The organism is Arthrobacter sp. ZGTC131 (assembly GCF_002929275.1).
Lineage (GTDB): Bacteria > Actinomycetota > Actinomycetes > Actinomycetales > Micrococcaceae > Arthrobacter.
Genome location: NZ_PJIK01000005.1, coordinates 177,916 through 203,182 on the forward strand (window position 1 = coordinate 177,916; position 25,267 = coordinate 203,182).

21 protein-coding genes are annotated in these 25,267 nt (G+C 67.2%); 7 read left to right on the plus strand and 14 right to left on the minus strand.

Translation table 11 applies throughout. The annotated features are described in order from the left end of the window. Positions 1-19: 19 nt before the first annotated feature. Genes CXQ90_RS09040 through CXQ90_RS09050 form a run of 3 tightly spaced genes read right to left on the minus strand, consistent with a single transcriptional unit; the run spans position 20 to position 3,642 of the window. Complete coding sequence (locus CXQ90_RS09040; protein ID WP_104138572.1) at positions 20-931, minus strand: MaoC/PaaZ C-terminal domain-containing protein; 912 nt, start codon at positions 929-931, stop codon at positions 20-22. Next, a complete protein-coding gene (locus CXQ90_RS09045; protein WP_104138574.1) occupies positions 928-2,265 on the minus strand; it encodes a 3-oxoacyl-ACP reductase in 1,338 nt (445 codons plus the stop codon). The genes CXQ90_RS09040 and CXQ90_RS09045 overlap by 4 nt, the downstream gene beginning before the upstream one ends. A gap of 9 nt (positions 2,266-2,274) precedes the next feature. Then, positions 2,275-3,642 carry an acetyl-CoA C-acetyltransferase gene (locus tag CXQ90_RS09050; RefSeq protein WP_104138575.1) on the minus strand — a complete coding sequence of 456 codons (1,368 nt, stop codon included), beginning with the start codon at positions 3,640-3,642 and terminating at the stop codon, positions 2,275-2,277. A 60-nt stretch (positions 3,643-3,702) separates the two neighbouring features. Between CXQ90_RS09050 and CXQ90_RS09055 the strand changes: the two genes are divergently transcribed. Next, on the plus strand, positions 3,703-4,389 hold the full coding sequence (locus tag CXQ90_RS09055) for a TetR/AcrR family transcriptional regulator (protein ID WP_258064435.1): 687 nt from the start codon (positions 3,703-3,705) through the stop codon (positions 4,387-4,389). A gap of 34 nt (positions 4,390-4,423) precedes the next feature. Next, a complete protein-coding gene (locus tag CXQ90_RS09060; protein WP_104138579.1) occupies positions 4,424-6,511 on the plus strand; it encodes an acyl-CoA dehydrogenase in 2,088 nt (695 codons plus the stop codon). 91 nt (positions 6,512-6,602) lie between these two features. Here the strand turns inward: CXQ90_RS09060 and glgA are convergent, their stop codons facing one another. Then, the gene (gene glgA / locus CXQ90_RS09065; RefSeq protein ID WP_104138580.1) at positions 6,603-7,799 is read right to left on the minus strand and encodes a glycogen synthase; all 1,197 of its coding nucleotides are present in this window, start codon (positions 7,797-7,799) and stop codon (positions 6,603-6,605) included. Between the two features lie 100 nt (positions 7,800-7,899). On the opposite strand from glgA, the gene glgC reads away from it, so the two are divergent. Beyond that, entirely contained in the window at positions 7,900-9,321 is a 1,422-nt protein-coding gene (glgC, locus tag CXQ90_RS09070; protein WP_104138582.1) for a glucose-1-phosphate adenylyltransferase, read from the plus strand. 62 nt (positions 9,322-9,383) lie between these two features. Further along, entirely contained in the window at positions 9,384-10,835 is a 1,452-nt protein-coding gene (locus CXQ90_RS09075; RefSeq protein WP_104138583.1) for an SDR family NAD(P)-dependent oxidoreductase, read from the plus strand. Positions 10,836-10,935: 100 nt separating this feature from the next. On the opposite strand, the gene CXQ90_RS09080 is transcribed toward CXQ90_RS09075, so the two are convergent. The 3 genes from CXQ90_RS09080 to CXQ90_RS09090 are packed head-to-tail and all read right to left on the minus strand — an operon-like array spanning position 10,936 to position 14,324. Next, on the minus strand, positions 10,936-11,787 hold the full coding sequence (locus tag CXQ90_RS09080; RefSeq protein ID WP_104138585.1) for a transglutaminase family protein: 852 nt from the start codon (positions 11,785-11,787) through the stop codon (positions 10,936-10,938). Beyond that, positions 11,784-12,710, minus strand: a complete 927-nt coding sequence (locus tag CXQ90_RS09085; protein WP_104138587.1) for an alpha-E domain-containing protein — start codon at positions 12,708-12,710, stop codon at positions 11,784-11,786. The genes CXQ90_RS09080 and CXQ90_RS09085 overlap by 4 nt, the downstream gene beginning before the upstream one ends. Before the next feature lie 57 nt (positions 12,711-12,767). Beyond that, positions 12,768-14,324, minus strand: a complete 1,557-nt coding sequence (locus CXQ90_RS09090; RefSeq protein ID WP_104138588.1) for a circularly permuted type 2 ATP-grasp protein — start codon at positions 14,322-14,324, stop codon at positions 12,768-12,770. Positions 14,325-14,464: 140 nt separating this feature from the next. On the opposite strand from CXQ90_RS09090, the gene CXQ90_RS09095 reads away from it, so the two are divergent. Both CXQ90_RS09095 and pepN read left to right on the plus strand, forming a co-directional pair. Further along, positions 14,465-15,538, plus strand: coding sequence for a YeiH family protein (locus CXQ90_RS09095; RefSeq protein WP_104138590.1), 1,074 nt, complete (start codon positions 14,465-14,467; stop codon positions 15,536-15,538). A gap of 4 nt (positions 15,539-15,542) precedes the next feature. After that, a complete protein-coding gene (gene pepN / locus CXQ90_RS09100) occupies positions 15,543-18,206 on the plus strand; it encodes an aminopeptidase N (RefSeq protein WP_104138591.1) in 2,664 nt (887 codons plus the stop codon). Between the two features lie 30 nt (positions 18,207-18,236). On the opposite strand, the gene CXQ90_RS09105 is transcribed toward pepN, so the two are convergent. From CXQ90_RS09105 to CXQ90_RS09125, 5 genes are all read right to left on the minus strand, one after another. After that, complete coding sequence (locus CXQ90_RS09105) at positions 18,237-19,331, minus strand: biotin/lipoate A/B protein ligase family protein (protein WP_181038497.1); 1,095 nt, start codon at positions 19,329-19,331, stop codon at positions 18,237-18,239. An 82-nt stretch (positions 19,332-19,413) separates the two neighbouring features. Next, a complete protein-coding gene (locus CXQ90_RS09110; RefSeq protein WP_028267311.1) occupies positions 19,414-19,671 on the minus strand; it encodes a type B 50S ribosomal protein L31 in 258 nt (85 codons plus the stop codon). 153 nt (positions 19,672-19,824) lie between these two features. After that, positions 19,825-20,634: an RNA methyltransferase gene (locus CXQ90_RS09115; protein WP_104138595.1), complete on the minus strand. Its 810-nt coding sequence runs from the start codon at positions 20,632-20,634 to the stop codon at positions 19,825-19,827. A gap of 7 nt (positions 20,635-20,641) precedes the next feature. Then, a complete protein-coding gene (locus CXQ90_RS09120) occupies positions 20,642-21,427 on the minus strand; it encodes a sulfite exporter TauE/SafE family protein (RefSeq protein WP_104138596.1) in 786 nt (261 codons plus the stop codon). An 18-nt stretch (positions 21,428-21,445) separates the two neighbouring features. Next, positions 21,446-22,231, minus strand: coding sequence for an ABC transporter ATP-binding protein (locus tag CXQ90_RS09125; RefSeq protein WP_104138598.1), 786 nt, complete (start codon positions 22,229-22,231; stop codon positions 21,446-21,448). A gap of 144 nt (positions 22,232-22,375) precedes the next feature. Here CXQ90_RS09125 and serB point away from each other — a divergent pair, with 144 nt between their 5' ends. After that, positions 22,376-23,281: a phosphoserine phosphatase SerB gene (gene serB / locus CXQ90_RS09130; RefSeq protein WP_104138672.1), complete on the plus strand. Its 906-nt coding sequence runs from the start codon at positions 22,376-22,378 to the stop codon at positions 23,279-23,281. 25 nt (positions 23,282-23,306) lie between these two features. Here the strand turns inward: serB and CXQ90_RS09135 are convergent, their stop codons facing one another. Both CXQ90_RS09135 and CXQ90_RS09140 read right to left on the minus strand, forming a co-directional pair. After that, positions 23,307-24,152: a VOC family protein gene (locus CXQ90_RS09135; protein WP_258064437.1), complete on the minus strand. Its 846-nt coding sequence runs from the start codon at positions 24,150-24,152 to the stop codon at positions 23,307-23,309. Between the two features lie 174 nt (positions 24,153-24,326). Then, positions 24,327-25,079, minus strand: coding sequence for an SDR family oxidoreductase (locus CXQ90_RS09140; protein WP_104138601.1), 753 nt, complete (start codon positions 25,077-25,079; stop codon positions 24,327-24,329). Positions 25,080-25,267: the final 188 nt, after the last annotated feature.

The window sequence follows — 25,267 nt, forward strand, 5'->3', positions numbered from 1 at the left end:
TGCCCGGTCCCGGACGGCGCTACAGCGCCACCACGGATCCGCTGAAGTGCTTCCGGCCGGACCGCGGGCTCCACGCCACGTAGTCGGAACGCAACCATGCCGCGCCGTCCGTCTGCACAGTGGAAATGTCCAAAGCCACCCTCGCCGGCAGGAACACCGGCGCCTCGAAACTGACCTCCCAGCGGAAGGCCTCGCCCTTGGCGGACCCGACGTCCGCCAGCGCCCTCGACGCGAGGTACATGCCGTGCGCAATGGAACGGCGCAGGCCCAGGGCCTTGGCTGAGAGCACGCTGAGGTGGATGGGATTGAAGTCGCCGGAAACCGCGGCATACGCACGTCCGGCGTCGACCCCGAGCTGCCAGAGCCCAGTCGGATCCGGAGCCTTGAACGCCGCAGGCTGGGCCGCGGCCGCCGCCTTATCGATTCCGGGCAGGTAAACACCCTTCGCCAGATAGGTCGAAACCCCACGCCAGTGGACCGTGCCTTCGCCGGCCCCGCGGACCTCGGCCACGATGTCCAGTTGGGTTCCGGCGCGGTGCGCCCGAAGGTTTTCCGTCCAGGCCGTGATATCCATCGGGTCGGCAAACCTCAGCGCACTGCGGTGCTCAACCACGTTGCGCAAATGGATCATTCCCAGCAGCGGCAACGGAAAGTCATCGCGGTTCATGACACTCATGGCCACCGGGAACGCCAGCGCGTGGATGAAACCGGCGGGCAGCACGTCGCTGGCACTTTCACCCAGGAGGTGCTGATAGGCCGTGAGATTCCCGACGTCGGCCAGGACTCCCCTGACCTCATGGCTTACCAGGGGCAGCGCGGTGCTGTTATGTGAGCCCAGGATCCGGCGCCGGGCAGCCGCGGCGGCCGCATTCACGTAGAGCTTCGAGAGGGACGGCATTTCTCCCAGAATGATGGGCTGGGCGCTGCTCATGCTCCCACCATGTTTTGTCCGCACACCCGAAGCACCTCGCCGGAAATGCCGCCGGCGGCGTCGCTGGCGAGGAACGCAATGGCCTCGGCAACGTCCTGGGGGCGCCCGCCCTGCTGGAGGGAATTCAGCCGCCGTGCGATCTCACGCGTGGCAAACGGTATGCGGGCGGTCATCTCCGTTTCGATGAAGCCGGGTGCCACCGCGTTGATCGAGCCGCCGTGCCGGGCCAACAGAGGCGCCGTGGCCCTCACCATGCCCATGACCCCGCCCTTGGAGGCAGCATAATTCGTCTGGCCCCGGTTGCCGGCGATACCGCTGGTTGAAGCAACGGAGACGATGCGCGGCGACGACCGGAAGTGCTCGGAAGCCAGGAGGACGTCGTTGATGCGCAGTTGGGCGGCGATATTCACGTCAATCACAGAGCTCCAGCGGGTGTGGTCCATGTTGACCAGAAGCTTGTCCCGGGTGATGCCCGCGTTGTGGACCACTATGTCCAGGCGCCCGTGGCGTCCGACAGCGTGGTCAATGATCCTGGCGCCGGCGTCTTCCCGGCTGATGTCCAGTTGCAGGGCTGTTCCCCTGACGTCGTTGGCAACCTCGGCGAGGTGGTCGCCTGCGGCAGGAATATCGACCGCCACCACCGTCGCGCCGTCCCGGTGGAGCGTGCGGGCGATCGCGGCACCGATCCCGCGCGCGGCCCCCGTCACGACGGCGACCTTTCCTGCGAGCGGCGTATCCACGTCGTCGGGAAGCCTGCCGTCCGAAGAGCCGACCCGCACGAACTGGCCGTCCACGAACGCGGACCGCGCGGAAAGGAAGAACCCGAGCGCGCCCAGCGCTCCCGGAGCGGTGGCGCTCACACCGTCGGCCAGAAGGATGCCGTTGCCCGTGGCACCGGCACGGAGTTCCTTGGCCAGCGAGCGGAGCAGCCCGTCGACGCCCTGCCGGGCGGCAGCGGCGGCCGGCGTGCCGCCGTCGGGCACGCGCGAAACGGTGAGGACGCGTCCATTAGGAGCAAGGTCGCGCAAGGACGGCGCCGCCCTCAGGACCGGCTCCTCAAGGTCCCCGGGCTTTTCGAGGTCGTCGAGGACCAGGACGATCCCGCCGAGCTTCTCCCGGGGGACGGCATGGCGCCGGACGTCAAGGTCCCAGGCGAGAAGGTCAGCGGCGAGGGCGTCCGCTCCCGCGCTTGAGCCCACAACCAGCAACGGGCCGTTGACCAGGGGTTGGCCGGGTTCGTGGCGCCGAAGCAAGGCCGGCTGCGGGAGCCCGAGTTTCTTTGCAACATCCCGGCCAAGGCCCTTGCTGACCATCCGTGTGTAAGTGTCCGTCATGAGGATCCCCTACTGTGCTTCCAGCAGGGCCACGACGCCCTGGCCGCCGGCGGCGCAGATGGAGATCAGGCCGAGGGCAGGGCGCCCGTCGGGAGCGCCCTTTTCGTGCAGCATCTTGGCGAGAGAGGCCACAATGCGGCCGCCGGTGGCAGCGAACGGATGGCCAGCCGCGAGGGAGGACCCGTTGACGTTCAGCCTGGAACGGTCCACCTTCCCGAACGCTCCTTCCAGCCCCAGCCTGGTCCGGCCGAATTCCTCGTCTTCCCAGGCGGCCAGCGTGCTCAGCACAGTGCCGGCAAACGCCTCATGGATCTCGAAGTAGTCGATGTCATCCAGCGTCAGGCCGTTGCGCGCCAGCAGACGCGGCACGGCGAAGGCCGGAGCCATCAGGAGACCGTCCTTGCCGTGCACAAAATCCACGGCGGCGGCCACGCCGTCCAGAATGGTGGCGAGCTTGGGCAAGTCGTGCTGGTCCGCCCACTCCTCCGATGCCAGAAGGACGGTGGAAGCGCCGTCGGTCAGCGGCGTGGAGTTGCCTGCCGTCATGGTGGCCTGCGATCCGAGGTTCCGGCCGAAGACCGGCTTCAGGGACGCCAGCTTGTCGAGGCTCGTGTCGGCCCTGAGGTTGGAGTCCCTGGTGAGCCCGCGGTACGGGGTGAGGAGGTCGTCGAAGAAGCCGGCGTCGTAGGCCGCTGCAAGGTTGCGGTGGCTGTTGTACGCCAGCTCGTCCTGGGCCTCACGGGTGATCTTCCACTGGGCAGTGGTGAGGGCCTGGTGCTCCCCCATGGACAGGCCTGTCCGCGGCTCGCCCGTATTCGGTGCGTCCGGCGCCAGGTCCTTCGGACGCAGGCGGGCAAGGATCTGCAGGCGCTGCGGCAGCGTCTTGGCCCGGCTGAGGTCGAGGAGGACTTCCCGGAGTCCCTCGCTGACGGCGATCGGTGCGTCGGAGGCCGAGTCGACACCGCCGGCGATGGCGGAGTCAATCTGTCCAAGCTTGATCTTGTTGGCCAGGCCCAGGACCGTTTCCAGGCCCGTGGCGCAGGCCTGCTGGAGGTCATAGGCCGGCGTTTCAGCAGAGAGCGCAGAGCCCAGCACGGCCTCGCGGGTCAGGTTGAAATCCCGCGAGTGCTTCAGAACGGCGCCGGCGGCAACTTCGCCGATGCGCTCATCCTGCAGCCCGAAGCGGGCGATCAGTCCGTCTAGGGCGGCCGTCAGCATGTCCTGGTTGGACGACTTGGTGTAGGCGCCACCCGTCCGGGCGAACGGAATCCTGTTGCCGCCCACCACCACGGCGCGGCGTACGGCGTGTGCGGATGAAGCGGCCCGCGACGCAGCGGGCGCCTCGGGTCCATTTACTGACTGTCCGTCGATGGACATGCGTTCTCCTTGGGTCCGGGCTAGTTATCGATACCCAGCGTACCTGATACGCTGGGTATCGTGAATACGAGGCAGACTGATGGAGACCCCCTGTCCGGACCCGCGGCCGTAGACGGCCGCGCTTCCAGGTGGCAGTCCCACCGCGAGGAGCGCCGGCGGGAGCTCATAAAGTCTGCCCGGCGGGCAGTTCACGCTTTGGGAAGTGACGCCTCCATGGAGGACATCGCCACGGCAGCCGGCACGTCAAAGTCCGTCTTCTACCGGTACTTCGGGGACAAGGCCGGGCTGCAGCAGGCCGTGGGCGAAGTGGTGCTCAGCCAGATGCAGCGCCGCATCCGGGAAGCGGCCCAAAGCGCGCAGACCCCGCGCGAAGGGCTGTTCGCCATGGTCTCCGCGTACCTTCAGATGGCCGAGACAAGCCCCAACGTCTACACCTTCGTGACCCGCTATTCCGCAGGGGATCCCGACGGCGGCCCCACTGCCATTGCCACGGCGGGTGCGCTGGGGCACTTCTTCGACTCCATCGCAGACATGATCGCCCGGCCCATGCGCGCGCATCTCGGCGAAGGCAAGGAAGCCGTGATCGGCTACTGGCCGAACGCGGCGATCGGACTGGTCCGCAATGCGGGCGAGCAGTGGCTGGCCAGCCCGGACTCGCCGGCGAAACCGGACCAGGAGACCATGGCCCGCCAGATCACCGCCTGGCTGTGTGTAGGCATCGCACCCGAACTTCCCGACGTTCAGTAACCCCTCAATTGTCAGAACCAACGAAGGAATCGACATGACCGAAGTAGCGGACCGCCCCACGGGCACATCCTCCCGTCCCGCCCCCGCGGACCAGCCCGCCGTCGACGTCGCTGCGCTCGGCGAGCAGCTGCTGGGCAAGTGGGCGCACGTCCGGCGCCAGGCCCGCGAACTTGCCGCGCGCCCCGAACTGCACAAGACAGAGGGACTGACCCATACCGAACACCGCACGCGCACTTTCGGCCAGCTGCGCTACCTTGTGGAGAACGACGCCGTCCACCGCGCCTTCCCGGCAGCCCTCGGCGGCTCGGACGATCACGGCGGAAACATTGCGGGCTTCGAGGAACTGGTCACCGCCGACCCGTCCCTGCAGATCAAGGCCGGCGTACAGTGGGGACTCTTCGGCTCGGCCGTGATGCATTTGGGCACTGGGGAGCACCACCGCAAATGGCTCCCCGGCATCATGAACCTGGACATCCCGGGCTGCTTCGCCATGACGGAGACCGGCCATGGCTCGGACGTCGCCAGCATCGCCACCACTGCCACGTACGACGCCGGCATGCAGGAGTTCGTGCTCAACACGCCTTTCCGTGCGGCCTGGAAGGACTACATCGGCAACGCCGCCATCGACGGGCTCGGCGCCGTTGTTTTCGCCCAGCTGGTGACTCGCGGCGTGAACCACGGGGTCCATGCGTTCTACGTCAACCTCCGCGATCCCGCCACCAAGGAATTCCTCCCCGGCATCGGCGGCGAGGACGACGGCGTGAAGGGCGGCCTCAACGGCATCGACAACGGACGCCTGCACTTCAGCGACGTCCGGATCCCCCGCACCAACCTGCTCAACCGTTACGGTGACGTGGACGCGGACGGCAACTACAGTTCCCCGATTGCCAGCCCGGGCCGGCGCTTCTTCACCATGCTGGGCACGTTGGTGCAGGGCCGGGTAAGCCTCGACGGCGCCGCGGTGGCCGCGTCCAAGCTGGCGCTGAAGACTGCCATCACCTATGCCGCCGAACGCCGCCAGTTCAACTCCTCCTCGCTCACGGAGGAGGAGGTTCTCCTGGACTACCAGCGGCATCAGCGCCGGCTCTTCACCCGCCTGGCCACCACCTACGCCGCCGGCTTCGCCCACGAACAGCTGCTGCAGAAGTTCGACGACGTCTTCTCCGGTGCGCACGACTCCGACGCGGACCGCCAGGACCTCGAGACACTGGCCGCGGCCCTCAAGCCGCTCAGCACCTGGCACGCCCTCGACACCCTGCAGGAGTGCCGCGAAGCCTGCGGCGGCGCCGGGTTCCTGATCGAAAACCGCTTCGCCTCGCTGCGGGCCGACCTCGACGTCTATGTCACCTTCGAGGGAGATAACACCGTGCTCCTCCAGTTGGTGGCCAAGCGGCTGCTCGCGGACTACGCCAAGGAATTCCGCAGCGTCAATTTCGGTGTCCTGGCCAGGTACGTGGTGAACCAGGCTGCAGGGAACGCCGTCCACCGGACCGGCCTCCGCGGTGTGGCGCAGTTCGTGGCGGACACCGGCCTGCCCCAGAAGGCCGCCATCGCGCTGCGGGACGAGGAGAGCCAGCGCGCGCTGCTGACCGATCGTGTCCAGACCATGGTCGCGGACGCCGGCGGTGCCCTCAGGGGCGCCAGCAAACTCCCCCAGAGAGAGGCTGCTGCGGTGTTCAACCGGCATCAGGACGAACTCATCGACGCAGCGCAGGCCCATGCGGAACTGCTGCAGTGGGAAGCGTTCACCGAAGCCCTCGCCGGGGTCGAGGATCCGGGCACCAAGACGGTGCTCACCTGGCTCAGGGACCTGTTCGGGCTGTCCCTGATCGAGAAGAACCTGTCCTGGTACCTGATGAACGGCAGGCTCTCCATGCAGCGCGGGCGCACCGTGGGCGAATACATCAACCGGCTCCTGACCAAGATCCGCCCGCATGCAATGGATCTGGTGGACGCCTTCGGATACGGGCCGGACCACCTGCGGGCCGCCATTGCGACGGGCGCAGAGAAGCTGCGGCAGGACGAGGCGCGGGACTATTACCGCGCACAGCGCGCCAGCGGACAAGCCCCGGTGGATGAAAAGGTGCTCCTCGCGCGGAAGACGCAGTCCGCCAAGGGTTAGCTTTCCGCTCCCAAAACCTGCTGCTTAATGCGCGACGGCGACGCTCCCCACGCGTGGGGAGCGTCGCCGTCGGGCATTAGATTGCTTTGCGCTATTTAAGCACTGAGCGGTAGACGTCGAGGGTGGTCTCCGTGATGGACTCCCACGAAAAGTGCTCTTCCGCCCGCTTCCGCCCGGCCTCGCCCATGGCGCGGGCGCGCTCGGGATCGGACACTACCTCGGTCAGGGCGGCCGCGAAATCGCTGACAAACTTTTCCGGGTCGAGCGGCGTGCCGGTGCCGTCGGTGACCTGTTCGATCTCCACGAGGAGCCCGGTCTCGCCGTGCTGGACCACCTCGGGGATGCCGCCGGTGGCGCTGGCAACCACGGCGGCGCCACAGGCCATGGCCTCAAGGTTCACGATGCCGAGCGGCTCGTAGATGGACGGGCACGCGAAGGCAGTGGCGTGGCTGAGCACCTGGACGAGCTCGTTGCGCGGCAGCATCCGCTCAATGAGCACGACGCCGCTGCGCTGGGCCTGAAGTTCTTCGATCAGCCGTGCAGTCTCCGCGGCCAGTTCGGGGGTGTCCGCCGCGCCGAGGCACAGCACCAGCTGGACGTCGTCGGGGAGCTTGGCGGCCGACCGCAGGAGGTACGGAACGCCCTTCTGCCGGGTGTTCCGTCCCACGAACACCACGCTGGGGCGGTCGGGGTCAATGCCGAGCGTGCGGACGGCGTCGTCGTTCTCGTCGCGGTTCCACATGCTGACGTCGATGCCGTTGTGCACCACCTTGACCTTGCCGGGGTCCACGTCGGGGTAGCTGCGCAGGATGTCCTGGCGCATGCCCTCGGAGACGGCAATGATGGCAGCGGCCGCCTCGTAGGCTGTCTTCTCCACCCAGGAGGACAGCGCGTAGCCGCCGCCGAGCTGCTCCGCTTTCCACGGGCGCAGCGGCTCCAGGCTGTGGGCGCTCAGGACGTGGGGGATGCCGTGCAGCAGCGAGGCCAGGTGGCCGGCCATGTTGGCGTACCAGGTATGCGAATGCACCAGATCCGCGCCGGCGATGTCCGGAACGATGCGCAGGTCCACGCCGAGCGTCTGGACCGCGGCGTTGGCCGACCCGAGATCCTCCGGCACGGAGTAGGAAGTCACCGTGGCCCCGTGGTAGTCGGCGTCCCGGGGCGCACCAAAGGCGCGCACCTGAAGGTCGACGTGCTGGGCCAGGACCCGGCTTAGCTCGGCTACGTGGACGCCCGCGCCACCATAAATCTCCGGCGGGAACTCTTTAGTCACAATGTCTATTCGCACGATACCCAAGGTAGTCGTTACGGTTGAACTGTTCTAGTGTGAAGGAGTCCGGGCGTGCCGGACTTTTGGGGAAGTTACGAAGGCGTACAGGAGCGACCACATGCCGTTGAATAAGAAAGTCCTGGCCATTGTCCTTGCGGGTGGCGAGGGAAACCGTCTCATGCCATTGACGGCGGACAGGGCCAAACCCGGCGTGCCCTTTGCGGGAAGCTACCGTCTGATCGACTTTGCGCTGTCCAACCTCGTAAATTCCCGCTACCTCCAGATCGTGGTCCTGACGCAGTACAAGTCCCACAGCCTTGACCGCCACATTTCCGAGACCTGGCGGATGTCAACGCAGCTTGGCAACTATGTGGCCTCCGTCCCCGCGCAGCAGCGCGTCGGCAAGAGCTGGTTCCTCGGCAGTGCAAACGCCATCTACCAGTCCCTGAACCTGATCCATGACGCCAACCCCGACATCGTCGTCGTGGTGGGCGCGGACCACGTGTACCGGATGGACTTCGCCCAGATGGTGGAACAGCACGTCCGCAGCGGCGCCAAGGCAACCGTCGCCGCCGTCCGCCAGCCGCTGAACATGGCCAACCAGTTCGGCGTGATCGAGGTTGACGCCGAAGACTCCCAGAAGATCGCCGCCTTCGTTGAAAAGCCGTCCTCGACGCCCGGCCTGGCCGCCGATCCCACCCAGTTCCTGGCATCCATGGGCAACTACGTCTTCGACGCCGACGCCCTGGTGGACGCCCTGCACGTCGACGCCGAACGCCTGGACACCAAGCACGACATGGGCGGGGACATCATTCCCTACTTCGTGAACCAGGGCGAGGCCGACGTGTACGACTTCACGCTCAACGACATTCCCGGCTCCACCGAACGCGACCGCACGTACTGGCGGGATGTCGGCACGATCGATTCGTTCTACGACGCCCACATGGACCTGATCTCGCCGCTGCCGGTGTTCAACCTGTACAACTCGGAATGGCCCATCTACACGCGCCAGAGCATCTCCCCGCCTGCTAAGTTCGTCCGCGGCGAGAACAACACCGTGGGCAGCGCCCTGGACTCGATCGTGGGCAGCGGTGTGGTCATCTCGGGCGGCATCGTGGAGGGTTCGGTCCTCTCCAACGACGTGTACGTGAGCACCGCAAGCCGCGTGGTTGATTCCGTGCTGATGGACAAGGTCCAGATCGGCGCGGGTGCCGTGGTCCGCCGGGCCATTATCGACAAAAACGTCAAGGTTCCCGCCGGCGCCGCGATCGGCCTGGACGCGGAACTCGACCGCGCCCGGGGCTTCAAGGTCACGGACTCGGGGATCACCGTGCTGTCGAAGGGCCAGGCCGTTCCGGAGCCGGACGACGCCGAACGGGCCCTCTCCGCCGCCAACCTCCACCTTGTTCCCAACGCAGTGAAGGCCGCCACCGAGAACTTCCCGGACGTGCGCGAGTCCGTGGAGCAGGCCGGCAAGGTCCAGGCCTCCGCCGTCGGCGTGGATGCACCAGCGCAGCAGACCATCAACAGCCGCTCCTGAAGTCCCGGTCAATAAGGCTTCATAGGCGGGCCTGAGGCTCGGCAGGCTGTAAAATCAGATCAATGAGCTCCTCCGATCTGACGCCTGAAGAGATTCAGGCCTGCCTTAAAGTCCTTAACACCATCCACGTCTACGACGAGGAGCACCCGGACTACGTCTCGATCCGCCGGGCCACGGGCAAAATGTTCAAGGCCGTCAAGCGGCACCGGCGCGTGACCAAGCGGGACCTGATTGCGGAATCCGACCGCGCCGTCATCGCCCAGACGGCCACGGCCGCGCCGGACCGGATCGACGACGAGACCCGCGGCAATAAGCTCGCGCCGTCAGTTACCGGCAAGGTCGCGGGACACCTGATCAGATCCAGGCCGTGCTACATCTGCAAGCGGCACTACACGCAGGTGGACGCCTTCTACCACCAGCTCTGCCCGGAATGCGCGGCATTCAGCCACACCAAGCGTGATGCCAGGACAGACCTGACCGGACGCCGTGCCCTGCTCACCGGCGGCCGCGCGAAGATCGGCATGTACATCGCGCTGCGCCTCCTGCGCGACGGCGCCCACACCACCATCACCACACGCTTCCCAAAGGACGCCGCGCGCCGCTTCGCCGCCATGGAGGACAGCTCCGACTGGCTGCACCGGCTGAAGATCGTGGGCATTGACCTCCGCGACCCCTCGCAGGTCATGGCCCTCACCGATTCGGTAAGCGCCGCAGGGCCGCTGGACATCATCATCAATAACGCCGCGCAGACCGTGCGCCGCTCAGGCAACGCCTACAAGCCGCTCGTGGACGCCGAGGACGAGCCCTTGCCGGCGGCCCTCGAAACCGCCAACGGAGGGCCCGAGCTCGTGACCTTCGGCCACGCCCACGACAAGCACCCGCTGGCCCTCGCAAGCAGCGTCACCGAGCATCCGGTCCTCGCGGGCGACGCGATCACCTCGCTGGCGCTGTCCACCGGTTCTGCGTCGCTGGAACGCATCGCGACCGGGACCGCCATCGACGCCGGCGGGCTCGTGCCTGACCTTGCCACGATCAACAGCTGGACCCAGGTAGTGGACGAGGTGGATCCGCTGGAAATGCTCGAAGTCCAGCTGTGCAACGTCACCGCGCCGTTCCTGCTGGTCAGCAGGCTCCGGGATGCCATGCAGCGCTCAACGGCCCGCCGGAAGTACATCGTGAACGTCTCGGCCATGGAAGGGCAGTTCTCCCGCGCCTACAAAGGACCGGGGCACCCGCACACCAACATGGCCAAGGCGGCGCTGAACATGATGACCCGGACCAGCGCCCAGGAAATGCTGGACACGGACGGCATCCTCATGACGGCCGTTGACACCGGCTGGATCACCGACGAGCGCCCGCACTACACCAAGGTCCGGCTGATGGAGGAAGGCTTCCACGCGCCCCTGGACCTCGTGGACGGCGCAGCACGGGTCTACGATCCCATCGTCATGGGCGAAGGCGGCGAGGATCAGTACGGCGTGTTCCTGAAGGACTACAAGCCGAGCCCCTGGTAGACGGCAAACCGCTTCACCGCAGGGCACTCCAGCACCTCCGTCGGCGGCGCCCTCGGGGCAGGTCTTCCCCGAGTGGGCGCCGCCGGCAGCCAGGAAGGCGTCAGGCCAGCCGGGTGATCTCCACACTCACGCTGAGCGTGGAGCCGCCGCCGCCGGACAGGATGCCCTTGAGCGGAGGCACGTCCCGGTAGTCCCGGCCGCGTGCCACGGTGACGTGGAAGTCTCCGGCGGGTTTGTGGTTGGTGGGGTCCCAGCTCCGCCATTCCCCGTCCCACCATTCCAGCCACGCATGGGACTGGCCGGCCACCGGCTCGCCGATGTCCGCCGTTGAACGCGGGTGAAGGTAACCGGAGACGTAGCGTGCCGGGACGCCGCAGCTGCGCAGCGACCCGATGGCCAGGTGCGCCAAATCCTGGCATACCCCCTGCCGTTGGTTCCAGGCCTCCTCGGCGTTGGTGGTGACGCCGGTGGTGCCCTTCATGTAGGTCATCTCACCGCGCATCCACTCAAAAATGGCCATGGCGGCCTCGTGCGGGTTTTTGCCTGCCACGACGCCGGGGATGATGCCGAGCACTTCCTCCCCCGGGCCGGTCAGCTGGGACTGCGGAACCCAATCGCTGAACTGGTTGAGCGTCTCCGGCGAGGCGATGACGTCCCAGCCCACGATGTCCGCCTCTGACGGAATCCGGACGGCCCGGTGGACCTCGACGGTGGTGGTGGCCAGGACCTCCAGGTGCTCATGCGGCATCTGCATGTCGAAGGCGGTGACCCGGGTGCCCCAGTAGTCCCGGTAGCTGCTGACCGCCGCCTGGGACGGGGACACCTTCATGGACGACTCCAGCACCACTTGCTGCGGATCAGTCAGCGGCGTCATGCGGGCCTCGTTGTAGGACAGCGTGACGCGCTTGTTGTACTGGTAACCGGTCTTGTGGATGATGCTCAGCCGGGTCATGAAACTTCTCCCACCCAGGCCAGTTCGTCCGCCTGATTGAAGTACTTACGGGAAATGGCGTCCGAAGCCTGCGAAACCGCCTTCTGCACGCGCTCCATGTGTTCCGGAAGCTCCGACATCAGGTCGTCAGTCCGGTGGAACTCGAGGAAGGTGCGGGCCTGGCCCACGATCCGGCGGGCGTCATTGATGAAGCCGACGCGCTGGGCCGAGGGATCCAGCTTCGCCAGGCACTCGTCGGCGTCGCGCAGGGCGTAGACGATGGAGCGCGGGAAGAGCCTGTCCAGCAGTAGGAACTCGGCCGCATGCTGGTCGCCGAAGGCGGCACGGCGGGTCCGCAGGAAGGACTCGTAGGCGCCGGCGCAGCGCAGCATGTTCACCCAGGACATGCCCGCGGACAGGACATCGCGGGTGGAAAGCATGCGGGCCGTCATGTCGGCGCGCTCCAGGGATCGGCCCAGGGCCAGGAAGAGCCAGCTGTCATCGTGGCTGACAGTGGTGTCCGCCAGGCCGCTGACCATGGCCGTCCGCTCCAGCACCCAGTGGCAGAACCGGTAAGTGCCCACCACGTCCTTGCGGTGCTGGTTCAGGCCGTAATGCGTGGTGTTCAGGCTCTCCCACAGTCCGGAGGACACCGTCTCGCGGGCACGCCGGGCGTTCTCCCGGGCAGCGCCGAGCGAACCGGCGATGGACGTTGCGCTGTGCTTGTCATAGGCGAGGGCATGCAGGAGCTCGTCGAGACCGAAGTCCTCGCTCTGCGGGCGCGCCCCCATGACCGCCAGCAGTTCGCGGGCAACGCTGCGCTGCTCCTCTGTGGGCAGGTGGTTCAGCCGTTCAAGGTGGACATCGAGGATGCGGGCTGTGCCATCTGCCCGTTCAACGTAGCGGCCGATCCAGAATAGGGACTCGGCGATTCGGCTAAGCATGTGTGGCTACCTCCTGCGCGAGCATGGTGGTGGATGTGGGCATGAATACGTGCGGCGTCACTGCTGCTGCTCCGACTGCCGGTCGCGCCAGTTGCTCTCCACCGGCCACACGGAGACGCGTTCCCGGACAGTGACGGACTGCCGCGGCAGCCGCTCCACCGGTACCTGCGGGGAATCCGCGAGCACCCAGGTGTCCTTGGATCCGCCGCCCTGGCTGGAGTTCACGATCAGCGAGCCTTCCTTCAGTGCAACCCGGGTCAGGCCGCCGGGAAGCACCCAGACGTCGTCGCCGTCGTTGACCGCAAACGGGCGGAGGTCCACGTGGCGGGGGCCGAACTTGTCGCCGCTAAGCGTGGGCACGGTGGACAGCTGCAGGACGGGCTGGGCGATCCAGCCGCGAGGATCGGCAATGACCCGCTTGCGCAAGGCTTCCAGCTCATCCTTGGAAGCGTCCGGGCCGATGACCAGGCCCTTGCCGCCGGAGCCGTCCACCGGTTTGACCACGAGTTCGTCGAGGCGGTCCAGGACGTGCTCGCGGGCTTCCTTTTCCTCCAGCCGGAACGTGTCCACGTTGGCGATGACGGGTTCTTCGGCGAGGTAGTAGCGGATCAGGTCAGGCACGTAGCTGTAGACCAGCTTGTCATCCGCCACGCCGTTGCCCACAGCGTTGGCGATGGTCACGCCGCCGGCGCGGGCAGCGTTGACCAGGCCCGGGCAGCCCAGCATGGAGTCGGCGCGGAACTGCAGCGGGTCCAGGAAGTCGTCGTCGATGCGCTTGTAGATCACGTCAACTCGCTGTTCACCGGCGGTGGTGCGCATGTACACACGGTTGCCGCGGCAGACGAGGTCGCGGCCCTCCACGAGCTCCACGCCCATCAGACCGGCGAGGAGGGTGTGCTCGAAGTAGGCGCTGTTGAAGACACCGGGGGTCAGCACCACCACGGTGGGGTCGTCGACGCCGGTCGGCGCCGTCTTCCGCAGGGCCGACAGCAGCCTGCGCGGGTACTCCTCCACGGGCCGGATGAGCTGCTGGCCGAAGGCCTCCGGAAGGCCCTTCGCCATGGCACGCCGGTTCTCCAGCACGTAGCTGACCCCCGACGGCACACGCACGTTGTCCTCCAGGACCCTGAAGGTTCCGGCCGCGTCCCGGACGACGTCGATGCCCGAGATGTGCACCCGGACGCCGCCCGCCGGTTCGAAGCCGTGCACGGCGCGGTGGAAGTGTGCGCTGGTGGTGACCAGCTGCCGCGGGATCACGCCGTCGGAAACCACCGCCATCTTGCCGTAGACGTCATTGAGGAACGCCTCCAGGGCACGGACGCGCTGGGCCACGCCGCGCTCCAGGACGTCCCACTCATCGGCGGGGATCACCCGGGGCACGATGTCGAGCGGGAAGGGACGCTCCTCCCCCGCGAAGTCGAAGGTCACGCCACGGTCCAGGAACGTACGCGCCATGGAGTCCGCACGGGCGCTGACGTCTGCCAGCGACAGCTCGCGAAGGGCACCCGCCACCTGCCCGTAGGACTTGCGGGCCACTTGCCCAGGGGCAAACATCTCGTCGTAGGCGCCGGAGCGGCCGGCCGCCTCGGAGTAATCCTGGAATAGGTCAGACATGGGCATAAGCCAACCACCTTTTTGTTGCGAATTCATTACCGGACCCGCCCGTGGCGTGTTGGAGGGGTCCTCCCGGTTGGTCTTTTGCCGCCGGTGTCCGGCATGGTTGGGACGTGCCAGACTTCCGATTCCCGACGCCGATGCGGCGGCAGCTGCGCGGGGTGACGCATCAGAACTTTACCCGCATTCTGCCGGGCCTGCTGACGGCCCTGGTGGCGCTGGCGCTCGCCTTCGCCGTCCACGCCGCTGTTCCGGCCCTGCCTGCCATGACCCTGGCCGTGGCCCTGGGCCTGCTCGCGGCCAACCTGCCGTTCACGGCGGTGTGGGTGGCCGGGCGCGCACGGCCGGGGCTGGACTTCGCCGGCAAGCACCTGATGCGCGGCGGCATCGTGCTGCTGGGGCTGAAGGTCGGCGTCGCCGAAGTCCTGGGGCTCGGCTGGACGTCCCTGCTCCTGATTACGGCGGTGGTGCTGGCCAGCTTCGCCGGGACCTACGGAATTTCCCGGCTGTTCCGGCTTCCGCGGGAGGCCTCCCTGCTCATTGCCACGGGATTTTCGATCTGCGGTGCGTCCGCTATTGGCGCGATGGCCGCCGTACGGCGGATCCGGCACGCCGATACCGTCCTGCCGGTGGCCCTGGTGACGCTGTGCGGCACGCTGGCCATCGGGGCCCTGCCGCTGCTGGTCCATCCGCTGAACCTCAGCGCCGAGGTGTTCGGTGCGTGGACGGGTGCGTCTGTGCACGATGTGGGACAGGTGGTGGCTACGGCGCAGACCGCGGGGCCGGCGGCGCTGGGCATCGCGGTCGTGGTGAAGCTGACGCGCGTGATCCTGCTGGCGCCCATGGTGGCCGCGGCCGGACTGCAGCAACGCCTTGCGGCGGCTAAGACGTCGGCGGCTAAGACGTCCGCCGCCCAGCCGTCCGCTGCAGACGGCTCCCCTGCCGAGGCGCTGCCGCCGGTGGTGCCGCTGTTCGTCGTGGGCTTCGTGGCGCTGGTGGCGCTCCGGTCCACCGGCTGGGTCTCTGCAGGCTGGCTCGACGCGGCGGCCGGGCTGCAGGACATCCTGCTCGGCGCCGCGCTCTTCGGGCTCGGATCGGCCGTGCGGATCCGCACGCTGCTGCACACCGGGCTGCGCGCGCTGCTCGCCGCCCTCGTGGCATGGTTCCTGATCGCGGCCCTCGGCCTGGGAGCGGCACTGCTCATGATTCAATAGCTGAGTGTCGAATGAGAACCTCCAGCGCAATGAAGCGGCAGCACGGTCGGCCCTGATCACCACGCACAGCTACGACGTCCTCCTCGACGTCCGCAGCGCGGCGGATCCTGACGTCTCCGGCTACGCCAGCCGAAGCACCATCGCGTTTTCGGCGGACCAGCCCGGCGCCTCGACGTTCCTGGACTTCATGTGCCGGAATGTGAGCAGCGTGGTCCTCAACGGCACGGCACTGCCGGTCTCCGACGTCGTTGACGGTTCCCGGATCCGGCTGGACAACCTGCAGGCCGAGAATGAGGTGACCGTCACCGGGACAGCCCTCTACAGCAGTTCCGGCGAAGGCATGCACCGGTTCTTCGACCCCGCCGACGGCCAGTGCTACCTGTACACGCAGTACGAGCCTGCGGACGCCCGCCGCGTGTTCGCGAACTTCGAGCAGCCGGACCTCAAAGCTCGCTTCACCTTCCACGTCATTGCCCCGTCCGGGTGGGAGGTTGCTTCCAACGGCGCCGAGGCAGCACGGTTACCGCTGGCCGATGACGCCGCGGCCAGCCGCTGGGACTTCGCCTCGACCCTGCCTATGTCCACCTACATCACCACCGTCCTGGCAGGCCCGTACTTCAAGGCCCGGGACGAATGGAGCAAAATCCTCGATGACGGCACGCGGCTTGACGTGCCGCTGGCCCTTTACTGCCGGGCCTCCCTGGCGAAGTCCTTTGACACCGGCGAGCTGTTCAAACTCACCAAGCAGGGGCTCGACTTCTTTAACGGGCTGTTCGACTTCCCGTATCCGTGGGGCAAGTATGACCAGGCCTTCGTGCCCGAATACAACCTGGGCGCCATGGAAAACCCCGGCCTGGTCACGTTCACGGAGAACTACGTCTTCACCTCACGGGCAGCCGACTCGCAGTACCAGGGCCGCGCCAATACGCTGATGCACGAGATGGCGCACATGTGGTTCGGGGACCTCGTCACGATGCAGTGGTGGGATGACCTGTGGCTCAAGGAATCCTTCGCCGACTACATGGGAACGCTCGGGGTGGACCGCGCCACGGACTGGGACACCGCGTGGGTCAACTTCGCGAACAACCGCAAGTCCTGGGCGTACGTCCAGGACCAGCTGCCCACGACCCACCCGATCGTCGCCGACATTCCCGACCTCGAGGCCGCCAAGCAGAACTTCGACGGCATCACCTATGCCAAGGGGGCCTCGGTGCTCAAGCAGCTCGTGGCGTACGTCGGCTTCGATGCCTTCGTGGCGGGATCCCGGCAGTACTTCAGGGACCACCAATACGGCAACACCACCTTGGCGGAGCTGCTCAGTGCGCTGAGCGCATCGTCCGGACGGGACCTCGCGGTGTGGGCGCGGCAGTGGCTGCAAACATCCGGCATCTCCACGCTGGGCGTAGAGCTGGACGCCCGTGACGGTGTGCTGAACAGGGTGACCCTGCTGCAGGACGCGCCCGACCCCGCCTCCGGCCGGCAGGAGCTGCGTCCGCACCGTTTGCGGATCGGGCTGTACAACTTTGACGCAGGCGGCATGCTGGTCCGCACGGGTTCCGTAGAGACGGGCGTGACCGGGGCAGCGGAGGAGATTCCCGAACTGGCGGGAGCAGACCGGCCCGCGCTCCTGCTGGTCAATGACGAGGATCTGAGTTATGCCAAGGTCCGGCTCGACCCCGGCTCCGAGGCCACCGTCCGCGTCTCGCTGGACAGGATCAGCGACCCCATGGCCCGTGCCCTGTGCTGGACTGCCCTGTGGAATTCAGCCCGGGACGGCGTCACACCGGCGTCGCTGTACGTGGAGGCGGTCCGCCGCTTTGCCCCGGCCGAGACCGGAATCGGCGTGCTGCTGAATGTCCTCGGGAATGCGTCCACCGCATTGGAATACTACGTGCCGGCTGAGGAGCGTGACGAGGTTCGCGCGGCGTTCGCGTCCGCCGCGGCCACGGAGCTGCGCAGTGCCGCGCCCGGCTCCGACCAGCAGCTGGCATGGGCCAGGACGCTCGCGACCCTCAGCCGAACGGACGCCGGTCAGCTGGCCCTGCTCCGCGGCATGCTGGACGGCACGGTCGCCGTGCCCGGACTCGCCGTCGACGCCGAGCTGCGGTGGAGCCTGTGGCACGCCCTCGCGGCCCACGGCCTCGCCGGCGAGGCCGAACTCGACGCCGAGCTGACGCGCGACACCACGGCGTCGGGCCGTGCCGGCCACGCCACGGCCCTCGCCGCCAGGCCGGACGCCGCCGTCAAGGCTGCCGCCTGGGACGCGGCGGTCCGCGGCACGGAACTGTCCAACCAGCTGCTCAGCGCCACCATCGCCGGGTTCAACACCGGCCCGGAGGAACTGCTGGATCCCTTCGTGGAACCGTATTTCGGCTGCCTGGAAACAGTGTGGGCGGAACGGAGCATCGAGATCGCCAGCCGGATTGTCCGCGGGCTCTACCCCGCGTCCCGTCACCTTGCCCCGGCGGACGGTTCCGCGGCTGGAGGCTCCCCGGAGAATCACCCGGTGGTCGTCCGCACTGACGCCTGGCTGCTGGCCCACCCGGACGCGCCACGTGCGTTGCGCCGGATCATCATCGAGCAGCGGGACCACCTGCACCGCGCCCTCACGGCCCAGGCACTCACAGCCCAGACCCTCGCCGGGAAAACACCATCGGTAGCTCCGTAACTGCCGTTTTGAAGGCTCAGAACGGATTTCCTACGGCACGCGGTACAGCCACTCGTGCGTGCCGAACTTGGACGCCACCCGCTGCCGGGCGGTTTCCAGTTCCGCGCCGGTGAGCTCCGACGGAGTGGCTCCGTACATGCCCGCGAACACGTCCATCATGGCCGAGACGATTTCCGTCCGTGCCAGGCCGGTCTGACGCCGCAACGGATCAATCCGCTTCTTGGCGCTGGCTGTCCCCTTGTCCGAGAGCTTTTCCTTGCCGATCCGGAGCACCTCCACCATCTTGTCGGCATCGATGTCGTAGCTCATGGTCACGTGGTGGAGCATGCCGCCGTTGGCCAGCCGCTTCTGCGCGGCGCCGCCGATCTTCCCCTGATCGGTGGCGATGTCATTGAGTGGCACGTAGAAGGCGTCGATGCCGAGCTGCTTCAGCGCGGCCATGACCCAGGCGTCCAGGAATGCGTAGGAGTCCGCGAAGCTGATGCCGTCCACGAGGGTCTGCGGCAGGTACAGGGAGTAGGTGATGCAGTTGCCGGCTTCCATGAACATGGCTCCCCCGCCGCTGATGCGCCGGACCACCGTGATCCCGTGCCGTGCCACGCCGTCGGGGTGCACCTCGTTGCGGACCGACTGGAAGCTGCCGATCACCACGGACGGCTCCTCCCAGTCCCAGAAGCGCAGGGTGGGATTGCGGCGGCCGGCGCCGACCTCTTCGGTGAGGACCTCGTCCAGTGCCACGTTCAGGTGCGTCGGCAGGACGGTGGGCCCGATGATGTTCCAGTGGTGGTCGCTCCAGTGGGTTGCCTTGGACAGCGCCCTGCGCACGGCGACGGCCACGGCGCCCGCGGAGAAGCCAAACAGCACGGCTTCGGCCGGAAGGGACGCCTCCACGGCGGCGGCGATCTCAGCCGCCGTCGAACTTTCCGGGAGTCCCTCGAGCGCTGAGTTGATGTCCAGCAGCGCCTCATCCGGTTCCAGGAAGAAGTCGCCGCTCAGCGAGACGCCGGCGAAGGCGCCGTCCACGACGTCAAGGTCCACCACCACGAGCTTGCCGCCCGGGACCTTGTACTCGCCGTGCAGGCGCCCGGCGCCGTTGTCGGATACGTCAAGCGGTGTGCCAGTCATGGGTTCCATCCTGCCCCACGAACGCAAAAAGCCCGCACCGTTGCCGGTGCGGGCTTTCCAAAGAACCTTGGGGAGAAGTAAGTTACTTCTTGCCGCCGAAGCCCTTGAAGCGAGCGTTGAAGCGCTCGACGCGGCCTGCAGAGTCCATGATGCGCTGCTTGCCCGTGTAGAACGGGTGGGACTCGGAGGAGATTTCGACGTCGATGACCGGGTAGGTGTTGCCGTCTTCCCACTCGATGGTCTTCTTGGAAGACACGGTGGACTTGGTCAGGAACTTGACGCCGGAAGCCAGGTCGTTGAAAACAACAGCTTCGTACTTCGGGTGGATATCAGACTTCATAGTGGGACCTTTGTTCGCAGCGCTGGATTTTGCCAGCTGCCAGGTATGAATGGAATGGCCGCTGTCCGCGTCCGGAGCTAGCAAGAGCAAGCAAGAAACACAGGGCAGCCAGCTATCAATAATAGCGGATCCGGGGCCGGCTGACGAACGCCGTCATGCCCGAGGCCGCAGCTCCCAAAACGCCACCGCCGACGCCGCCGCCACGTTGAGCGAGTCGACTCCGGCGCGCATCGGGATCTTCACTGCAAGGTCGACGGCGGCAAGGGTCTCCGCGCTCATGCCGGCACCTTCCGTCCCCAGCACCAGCGCGAGCCGTTCCGGATTCCGGGCGGCCAGATCGTCGAGGTCCACGGCGTCCCCGGTGAGCTCCATGGCAGCCACGGTAAATCCCTGGTCCCGGAGGACGGCGAGGTCCCCCGGCCAGGACTCCAGCCGCGCCCATGGCACCTGGAAAACGGTGCCCATGCTGACGCGTACGCTGCGCCGGTACAGCGGATCCCCGCAGCGCGGGGACACGAGCACCGCGTCGACGCCGAGGGCTGCCGCCGAGCGGAAGATGGCCCCGACGTTGGTGTGGTCCACGATGTCTTCAAGGACCGCCACCCTGCGGGCCCCGGACAGCAGCTCGGGCAGCGGAACCGGAGCCGGCCGGTGCATGGCGGCCATGGCCCCGCGGTGCAGGTGAAAGCCGGTGATCTCCTCGAGCAGGCCGGCACTGCCGATGTAGGCAGGCACGTCCGGATACTGCTCAAAAATATCGGCCAGGTCCGGCAGCCACTTTTCCGCGAGGAAGAACGACCGCGGCCGGTGGCCCGCAGCCAGCGCCCGCCTCAGGACCCGGGAGGATTCGGCGATATACATGCCCTCCGCCGGTTCGCGGAGCTTGCGCAGGTGGACGTCGGTCAACTGCGTGTAGTCGGAGACCCGCGGGTCGGCCGCGGACTCGAGATAGTGGAAAGTCACCGGCCGATTATTGCAGCAGATTCGCGATCATGAAGCCGAGCGCAACCAGCCCCAGGGCGAAGATGACGCCCCGCAGCACGGGCGGCGAGAGCCTGCGGCCCACCTTGGAGCCGACGAGGCCGCCGATGAGCGAGCTGACGGCGATGATGGCCACCACGGTCCAGTTGATCCGGCCGAACGCGAACAGCAGGTAGGACGTCGCCGCGATGAGGTTAACGCCGAGCACCAGGATGTTCTTCATCGCATTGGCGTTCTGGATGGTGCCGGTCATGAAGATGCCGAGGATGGCGACCAGCAGGATCCCCTGCGCGGCCACAAAGTAACCGCCGTAGACACCGGCGAGGAAGACGAGCACCACGAGGAGGACGCTGTGGTGCTTGTCCCGGAGCGCGTGCTCGGGGTTTTCTTCGCGGTTGCGGACCCAGCGCTGCAGCCGGGGCTGGAAGACCACCATGAGCAGCGCAAACACTATCAGCACCGGCGCAGCATAGTGGAACACTTCTTCGGGGAGATGGAGCAGCAGCCACGCTCCGGAGATGCCGCCGAGGAGGGAGGCCGGGAGCAGCTTCAGGAGTTGCCGGCCGCGGCCTTTCAGCTCGCGGCGGTATCCCCAGGCGCCGGCCGCTCCGCCGGCCACCAGGCCCATGGCGTTGCTCATTGACGCCGTGACCGGCGCAAGTCCCAGGGCAATCAGCACCGGGAAGGTGACCAGGGTGCCCGAACCGACCACGCTGTTGATGGTGCCGGCCCACAGGCCGGCGAAGAACACAAGGATGCCGCTGAATAACTCCACGCTGTGCGGGCCGCCCCGCTAGCGGCGGGCAGTGGCGGAGTAACGGCCGGAGTTGACGGAAACCTCAAGGGGCAGGCCGAAGGTCTCGCTGAGGTTGCCGGAGGTGAGGACCTCTTCGACGGGTCCGGAAGCCACGACCCCGCCGTCGCGCATGAGCATCGCGTGCGTGAAGCCCGGCGGGACTTCCTCAAGGTGGTGGGTGACAAGCACGATCGCGGGAGCGGTGTCGTCGAGGGCCAGCTGGCTGAGCCGGTGCACGAGGTCCTCGCGGCCGCCAAGGTCAAGCCCGGCGCCGGGCTCGTCCAGCAGGAGGAGTTCGGGGTCGGTCATGAGGGCCCTGGCGATCTGGACACGCTTGCGCTCACCCTCCGAAAGCGAGGCGAACGCGCGGTTCAGCAGCGGACCCATGCCCCAGTCATTCAGCAGTGCGAAGGCCCGGCGTTCGTCGTCCTTCTCATAGCCTTCGCGCCAGCGGCCGGTCACTCCGTAGGCGGCCGTGACCACGACGTTGAGGACCTTCTCGTGCTCGGGGATCTGGTTGGCGAGGGCCGCCGAGGAAAGTCCGATCCGCGGCCGCAGCTCGAAGACGTCCACCGAGCCGAGGATTTCCTCCAGGATGCCTGCCATGCCGCTCGTCGGATGGAGCCTGGCGGCGGCGATCTGGAGCAGAGTGGTCTTGCCGGCGCCGTTGGGTCCGAGGATTACCCACCGCTCGCCTTCCTTGACCTGCCAGTCAACCTTGCTCAGGAGCGTTTTGGCTCCGCGGACAACGCTGACGGCGGCCATTTCAAGAACATCACTCATAGAAGTAGACACTAGGACAAAACGGGGTGCGACTGATAACCGGAACGCTGCCTCCCCCCGGTGCGTCGTCAGAACGTCGCCGGAGCGGGGCCGGTCCGCGAAACGAATTCGGGCGGCACCGCTGCGCTGGCTAAGATTGCAGCCATGAGTTCGAACGTGACCGCGGTCAGCTACGGCCTGAAATTGTCCCCTTCGGAACCGGAAAACCTCCGGTCCCTGCTGGCCGGTTCCGGCACGACATTTGGAACGGCCTCGCGCGGCGGCGACGGCCGCTATGACGTCTGCACCGTTGACTTTGACGTGCAGTCAGGATCCGCGGCCGACATTGCCGGGCTGCGGCACCGCGTAGCCGCAGCTAAAGAGGACGCCGGACGGAGCGGCGTGGATACCGCCATCGTGCCCGCGGAGCTGCGGAAGGCCGAGCGCAAATTCCTCATCATGGATGTGGATTCCACACTGATCCAGCAGGAGGTCATCGAGCTCCTCGCCGCCTACGCCGGAAAGCGCGACGAAGTCGCGGCCGTCACCGAAGCCGCCATGCGCGGCGAGCTGGACTTCGCCCAAAGCCTTCACGCCCGGGTGGCGGTGCTCGCCGGGCTGCCGGCCGCCGTCGTCGATTCCGTCCGTGCCGAAGTGAAGCTCAGCGAGGGGGCAGCGGAACTCGTGGCGGCGTTCAAGGCCGCAGGCCATGTGGTGGCCGTGGTGTCAGGTGGCTTCAACCAGATCCTGCGCCCGATCGCCGAGGAGCTGGGCCTGGACTACTGGATCGCCAACGAGCTCGAAATTGTCGACGGCGCACTGACCGGCAAGGTGCTCGGGGCGGTGGTCGACCGCGCCGCGAAAGAGAAGTACCTGCGCGAATGGGCCGCCGCCGAGGGAGTTGCCATGGAGCACACCATAGCCGTGGGCGACGGCGCCAACGACCTCGACATGCTCGGCGCCGCCGGAATCGGCGTCGCGTTCAACGCCAAGCCCGCGGTGCGCGCCGTGGCCGACGCCGCCGTGAACATGCCGTATCTCGACGCCGTGCGGCACATCGCCGGCGTCTGAGCCGGGGCATTTCAGCCGGGTCGGTTCAGCCGGTCGGCGGCGTGTACTGGCTCGCGGTGAACACCGCTCCCCCGGGATCGCGAATCAGGACAGTCCGCGTCCACTCGGTATCGTCCTGCCGGAGGATGCCGCCGCCAAGGCGCTCTGCGTCCTTGGCCGCGCGGTCCCGGTCCGCGACAGTGAAGGTCACGTGCCAGTGCGGCCGCTCGCCGGGGGCCGCAGGTGCAAGCCAGGCCACGGCATCCTCGAACCCGCGGGGGACGGCATCGCCCGCTTGGCGAACCCTGATGTTGGCGTCGACAGTGGCCTCCAGGTGATCACCATAACCGGGGCGCCGGATCATCGTTCCGAAGTCGAGGTTGTCGAACTGCCAGTCGAACGCCTTGGTGTAGAAGGCGACCGCGGCGTCGATGTTTGTTGTGTGAAGGTCACTGAAGTTCCATCCGCCCGGCAGATTGACCGCCTGCGCCCCGGGCCGCCCCCGGGCCTGCCAGATACGGAACTCGGCGCCTTCGGGATCCGCCAGCACCGCATGCACTGCTCCTGAGCCAGAGTCGGCGGGAGCCGATTTCAGGGTGGCGCCGATCGAAAGCAGGTGGCGCGCGGCAGCATCCGCGTCATCCACGGACACATAGGTGTGCCAAGCGGGGATGCCGGTTCCGGTGCCCGCGATCGCGCCGGCCTCCTGGCCGTCGAGTGTGGCTATCACGTACCTGTCGGCGGCACCGGTCGGGGCGGTGTCCTCGAACTCCCACCCGAAGAGTCCGCCGTAGAAGGCCATGGCGGCTTCAACGTCGGGCTGCTGAGTGTCCACCCAGCATGGGACACCTGACGGATAGGTTCGGCGGGTCACCTCTCGATGCTGTTCCATGCATAAAACCGTAAACGGCTCTGCCCCTATGGACAACGCCCCGGGCGCTCGGGCTGGGCGTCGCGACTTGGGGCGTCGCGACAGCCAAGAGCTCCGGGCAGGACAACTGCCCGGAGCTCTTGGAAACGAGGCTGTCGCCAGGACAACCGGCCCCGGACGGGGCGCGGGAAATCGCTACTCTGCGCCCTTGCCGAAGTAGTCGGCGCCCCCGGCATACTCCGTGTGGCCGGACTCGACGTCGGCGGTGGCCATGCTGGCAACTACTTCAGCGAACTCCGCCACGGAATACAGCTTGCCGGCCTCGGCGCGGCGGGCCTCGATGGCGCCCGGGTTGGAGCGGTCCAGCAGCGTAGCCGTGACGGTGCCTTCGATCATGTCGCCGGACACAACGACCAGCGAAATGCCTTTGTCGGCCAGGGCCGGCAGGAGCTCGCGGAGCGCGTCCTCGCCTGCGCGCTTGCTGCGTGCGACGGGCTCGTACTCCGGCATGGTGGGCACCGAGTTGATGAAGTGGGCCTGGTGGCTGGTAACGAACACCACGCGGGAGCCTGCCTTCATGAGGGGCACGGCGGCGTTGAGCATGTTGACCTGCGCGTCCCGGTTCAGCTTGAGGGCATATCCCTCTTCCATGCCCGATTCCATGCCGCCCGACGCGTTGAGCACCAGGACGTCCAGCGAGCCGAAGTTCTCCATGGCGGCGCTCGCCAGGGCCTGCACGCCCTCATCCGTGGTCAGGTCTGCGCCAACGGCCACGGCGCGGCCGCCCGCGGCCTCGACGTCGGACACCACCTTATTGGCGCGCGGCGCCTTCTGGCGGTAGTTAACGACGACGGCGGCTCCCTCGCCGGCGAGGATCTTGGCCACTTCGGCGCCGATACCCCGCGAGGATCCGGTCACAATGGCGGTCTTGTTGTCCAGCAGTCCCATATGAGCTCCTTTTGTTCCAAACGTCTAAATCACTGTAGGTCTGAAGTCCATCATGCCAGCGGAAATCCCCGATCCGATTGTCGGAACGCCACAAAGAAGGTCCGGGCAGCTAGTTTCCCCGCCGCGGGTTGTTGCCTGATCACCCCCGGCGTACGCTCCCGCCATGACAGTCGTCGGAGCGGCGGAAG

Coding starts and splice junctions, on each gene's coding strand:
- glgC (WP_104138582.1), top strand. CDS start 7,900: ATGCCGTTGAATAAGAAAGTCCTGGCCATTGTCCTTGCGGGTGGCGAG.
- CXQ90_RS09040 (WP_104138572.1), bottom strand. CDS start 931: ATGAGCAGCGCCCAGCCCATCATTCTGGGAGAAATGCCGTCCCTCTCG.
- CXQ90_RS09050 (WP_104138575.1), bottom strand. CDS start 3,642: ATGTCCATCGACGGACAGTCAGTAAATGGACCCGAGGCGCCCGCTGCG.
- CXQ90_RS09045 (WP_104138574.1), bottom strand. CDS start 2,265: ATGACGGACACTTACACACGGATGGTCAGCAAGGGCCTTGGCCGGGAT.
- CXQ90_RS09105 (WP_181038497.1), bottom strand. CDS start 19,331: ATGACTGGCACACCGCTTGACGTATCCGACAACGGCGCCGGGCGCCTG.
- CXQ90_RS09080 (WP_104138585.1), bottom strand. CDS start 11,787: ATGACCCGGCTGAGCATCATCCACAAGACCGGTTACCAGTACAACAAG.
- CXQ90_RS09085 (WP_104138587.1), bottom strand. CDS start 12,710: ATGCTTAGCCGAATCGCCGAGTCCCTATTCTGGATCGGCCGCTACGTT.
- CXQ90_RS09110 (WP_028267311.1), bottom strand. CDS start 19,671: ATGAAGTCTGATATCCACCCGAAGTACGAAGCTGTTGTTTTCAACGAC.
- CXQ90_RS09140 (WP_104138601.1), bottom strand. CDS start 25,079: ATGGGACTGCTGGACAACAAGACCGCCATTGTGACCGGATCCTCGCGG.
- CXQ90_RS09060 (WP_104138579.1), top strand. CDS start 4,424: ATGACCGAAGTAGCGGACCGCCCCACGGGCACATCCTCCCGTCCCGCC.
- CXQ90_RS09135 (WP_258064437.1), bottom strand. CDS start 24,152: ATGGAACAGCATCGAGAGGTGACCCGCCGAACCTATCCGTCAGGTGTC.
- CXQ90_RS09125 (WP_104138598.1), bottom strand. CDS start 22,231: ATGAGTGATGTTCTTGAAATGGCCGCCGTCAGCGTTGTCCGCGGAGCC.
- serB (WP_104138672.1), top strand. CDS start 22,376: ATGAGTTCGAACGTGACCGCGGTCAGCTACGGCCTGAAATTGTCCCCT.
- CXQ90_RS09095 (WP_104138590.1), top strand. CDS start 14,465: ATGCGGCGGCAGCTGCGCGGGGTGACGCATCAGAACTTTACCCGCATT.
- CXQ90_RS09090 (WP_104138588.1), bottom strand. CDS start 14,324: ATGTCTGACCTATTCCAGGATTACTCCGAGGCGGCCGGCCGCTCCGGC.
- CXQ90_RS09075 (WP_104138583.1), top strand. CDS start 9,384: ATGAGCTCCTCCGATCTGACGCCTGAAGAGATTCAGGCCTGCCTTAAA.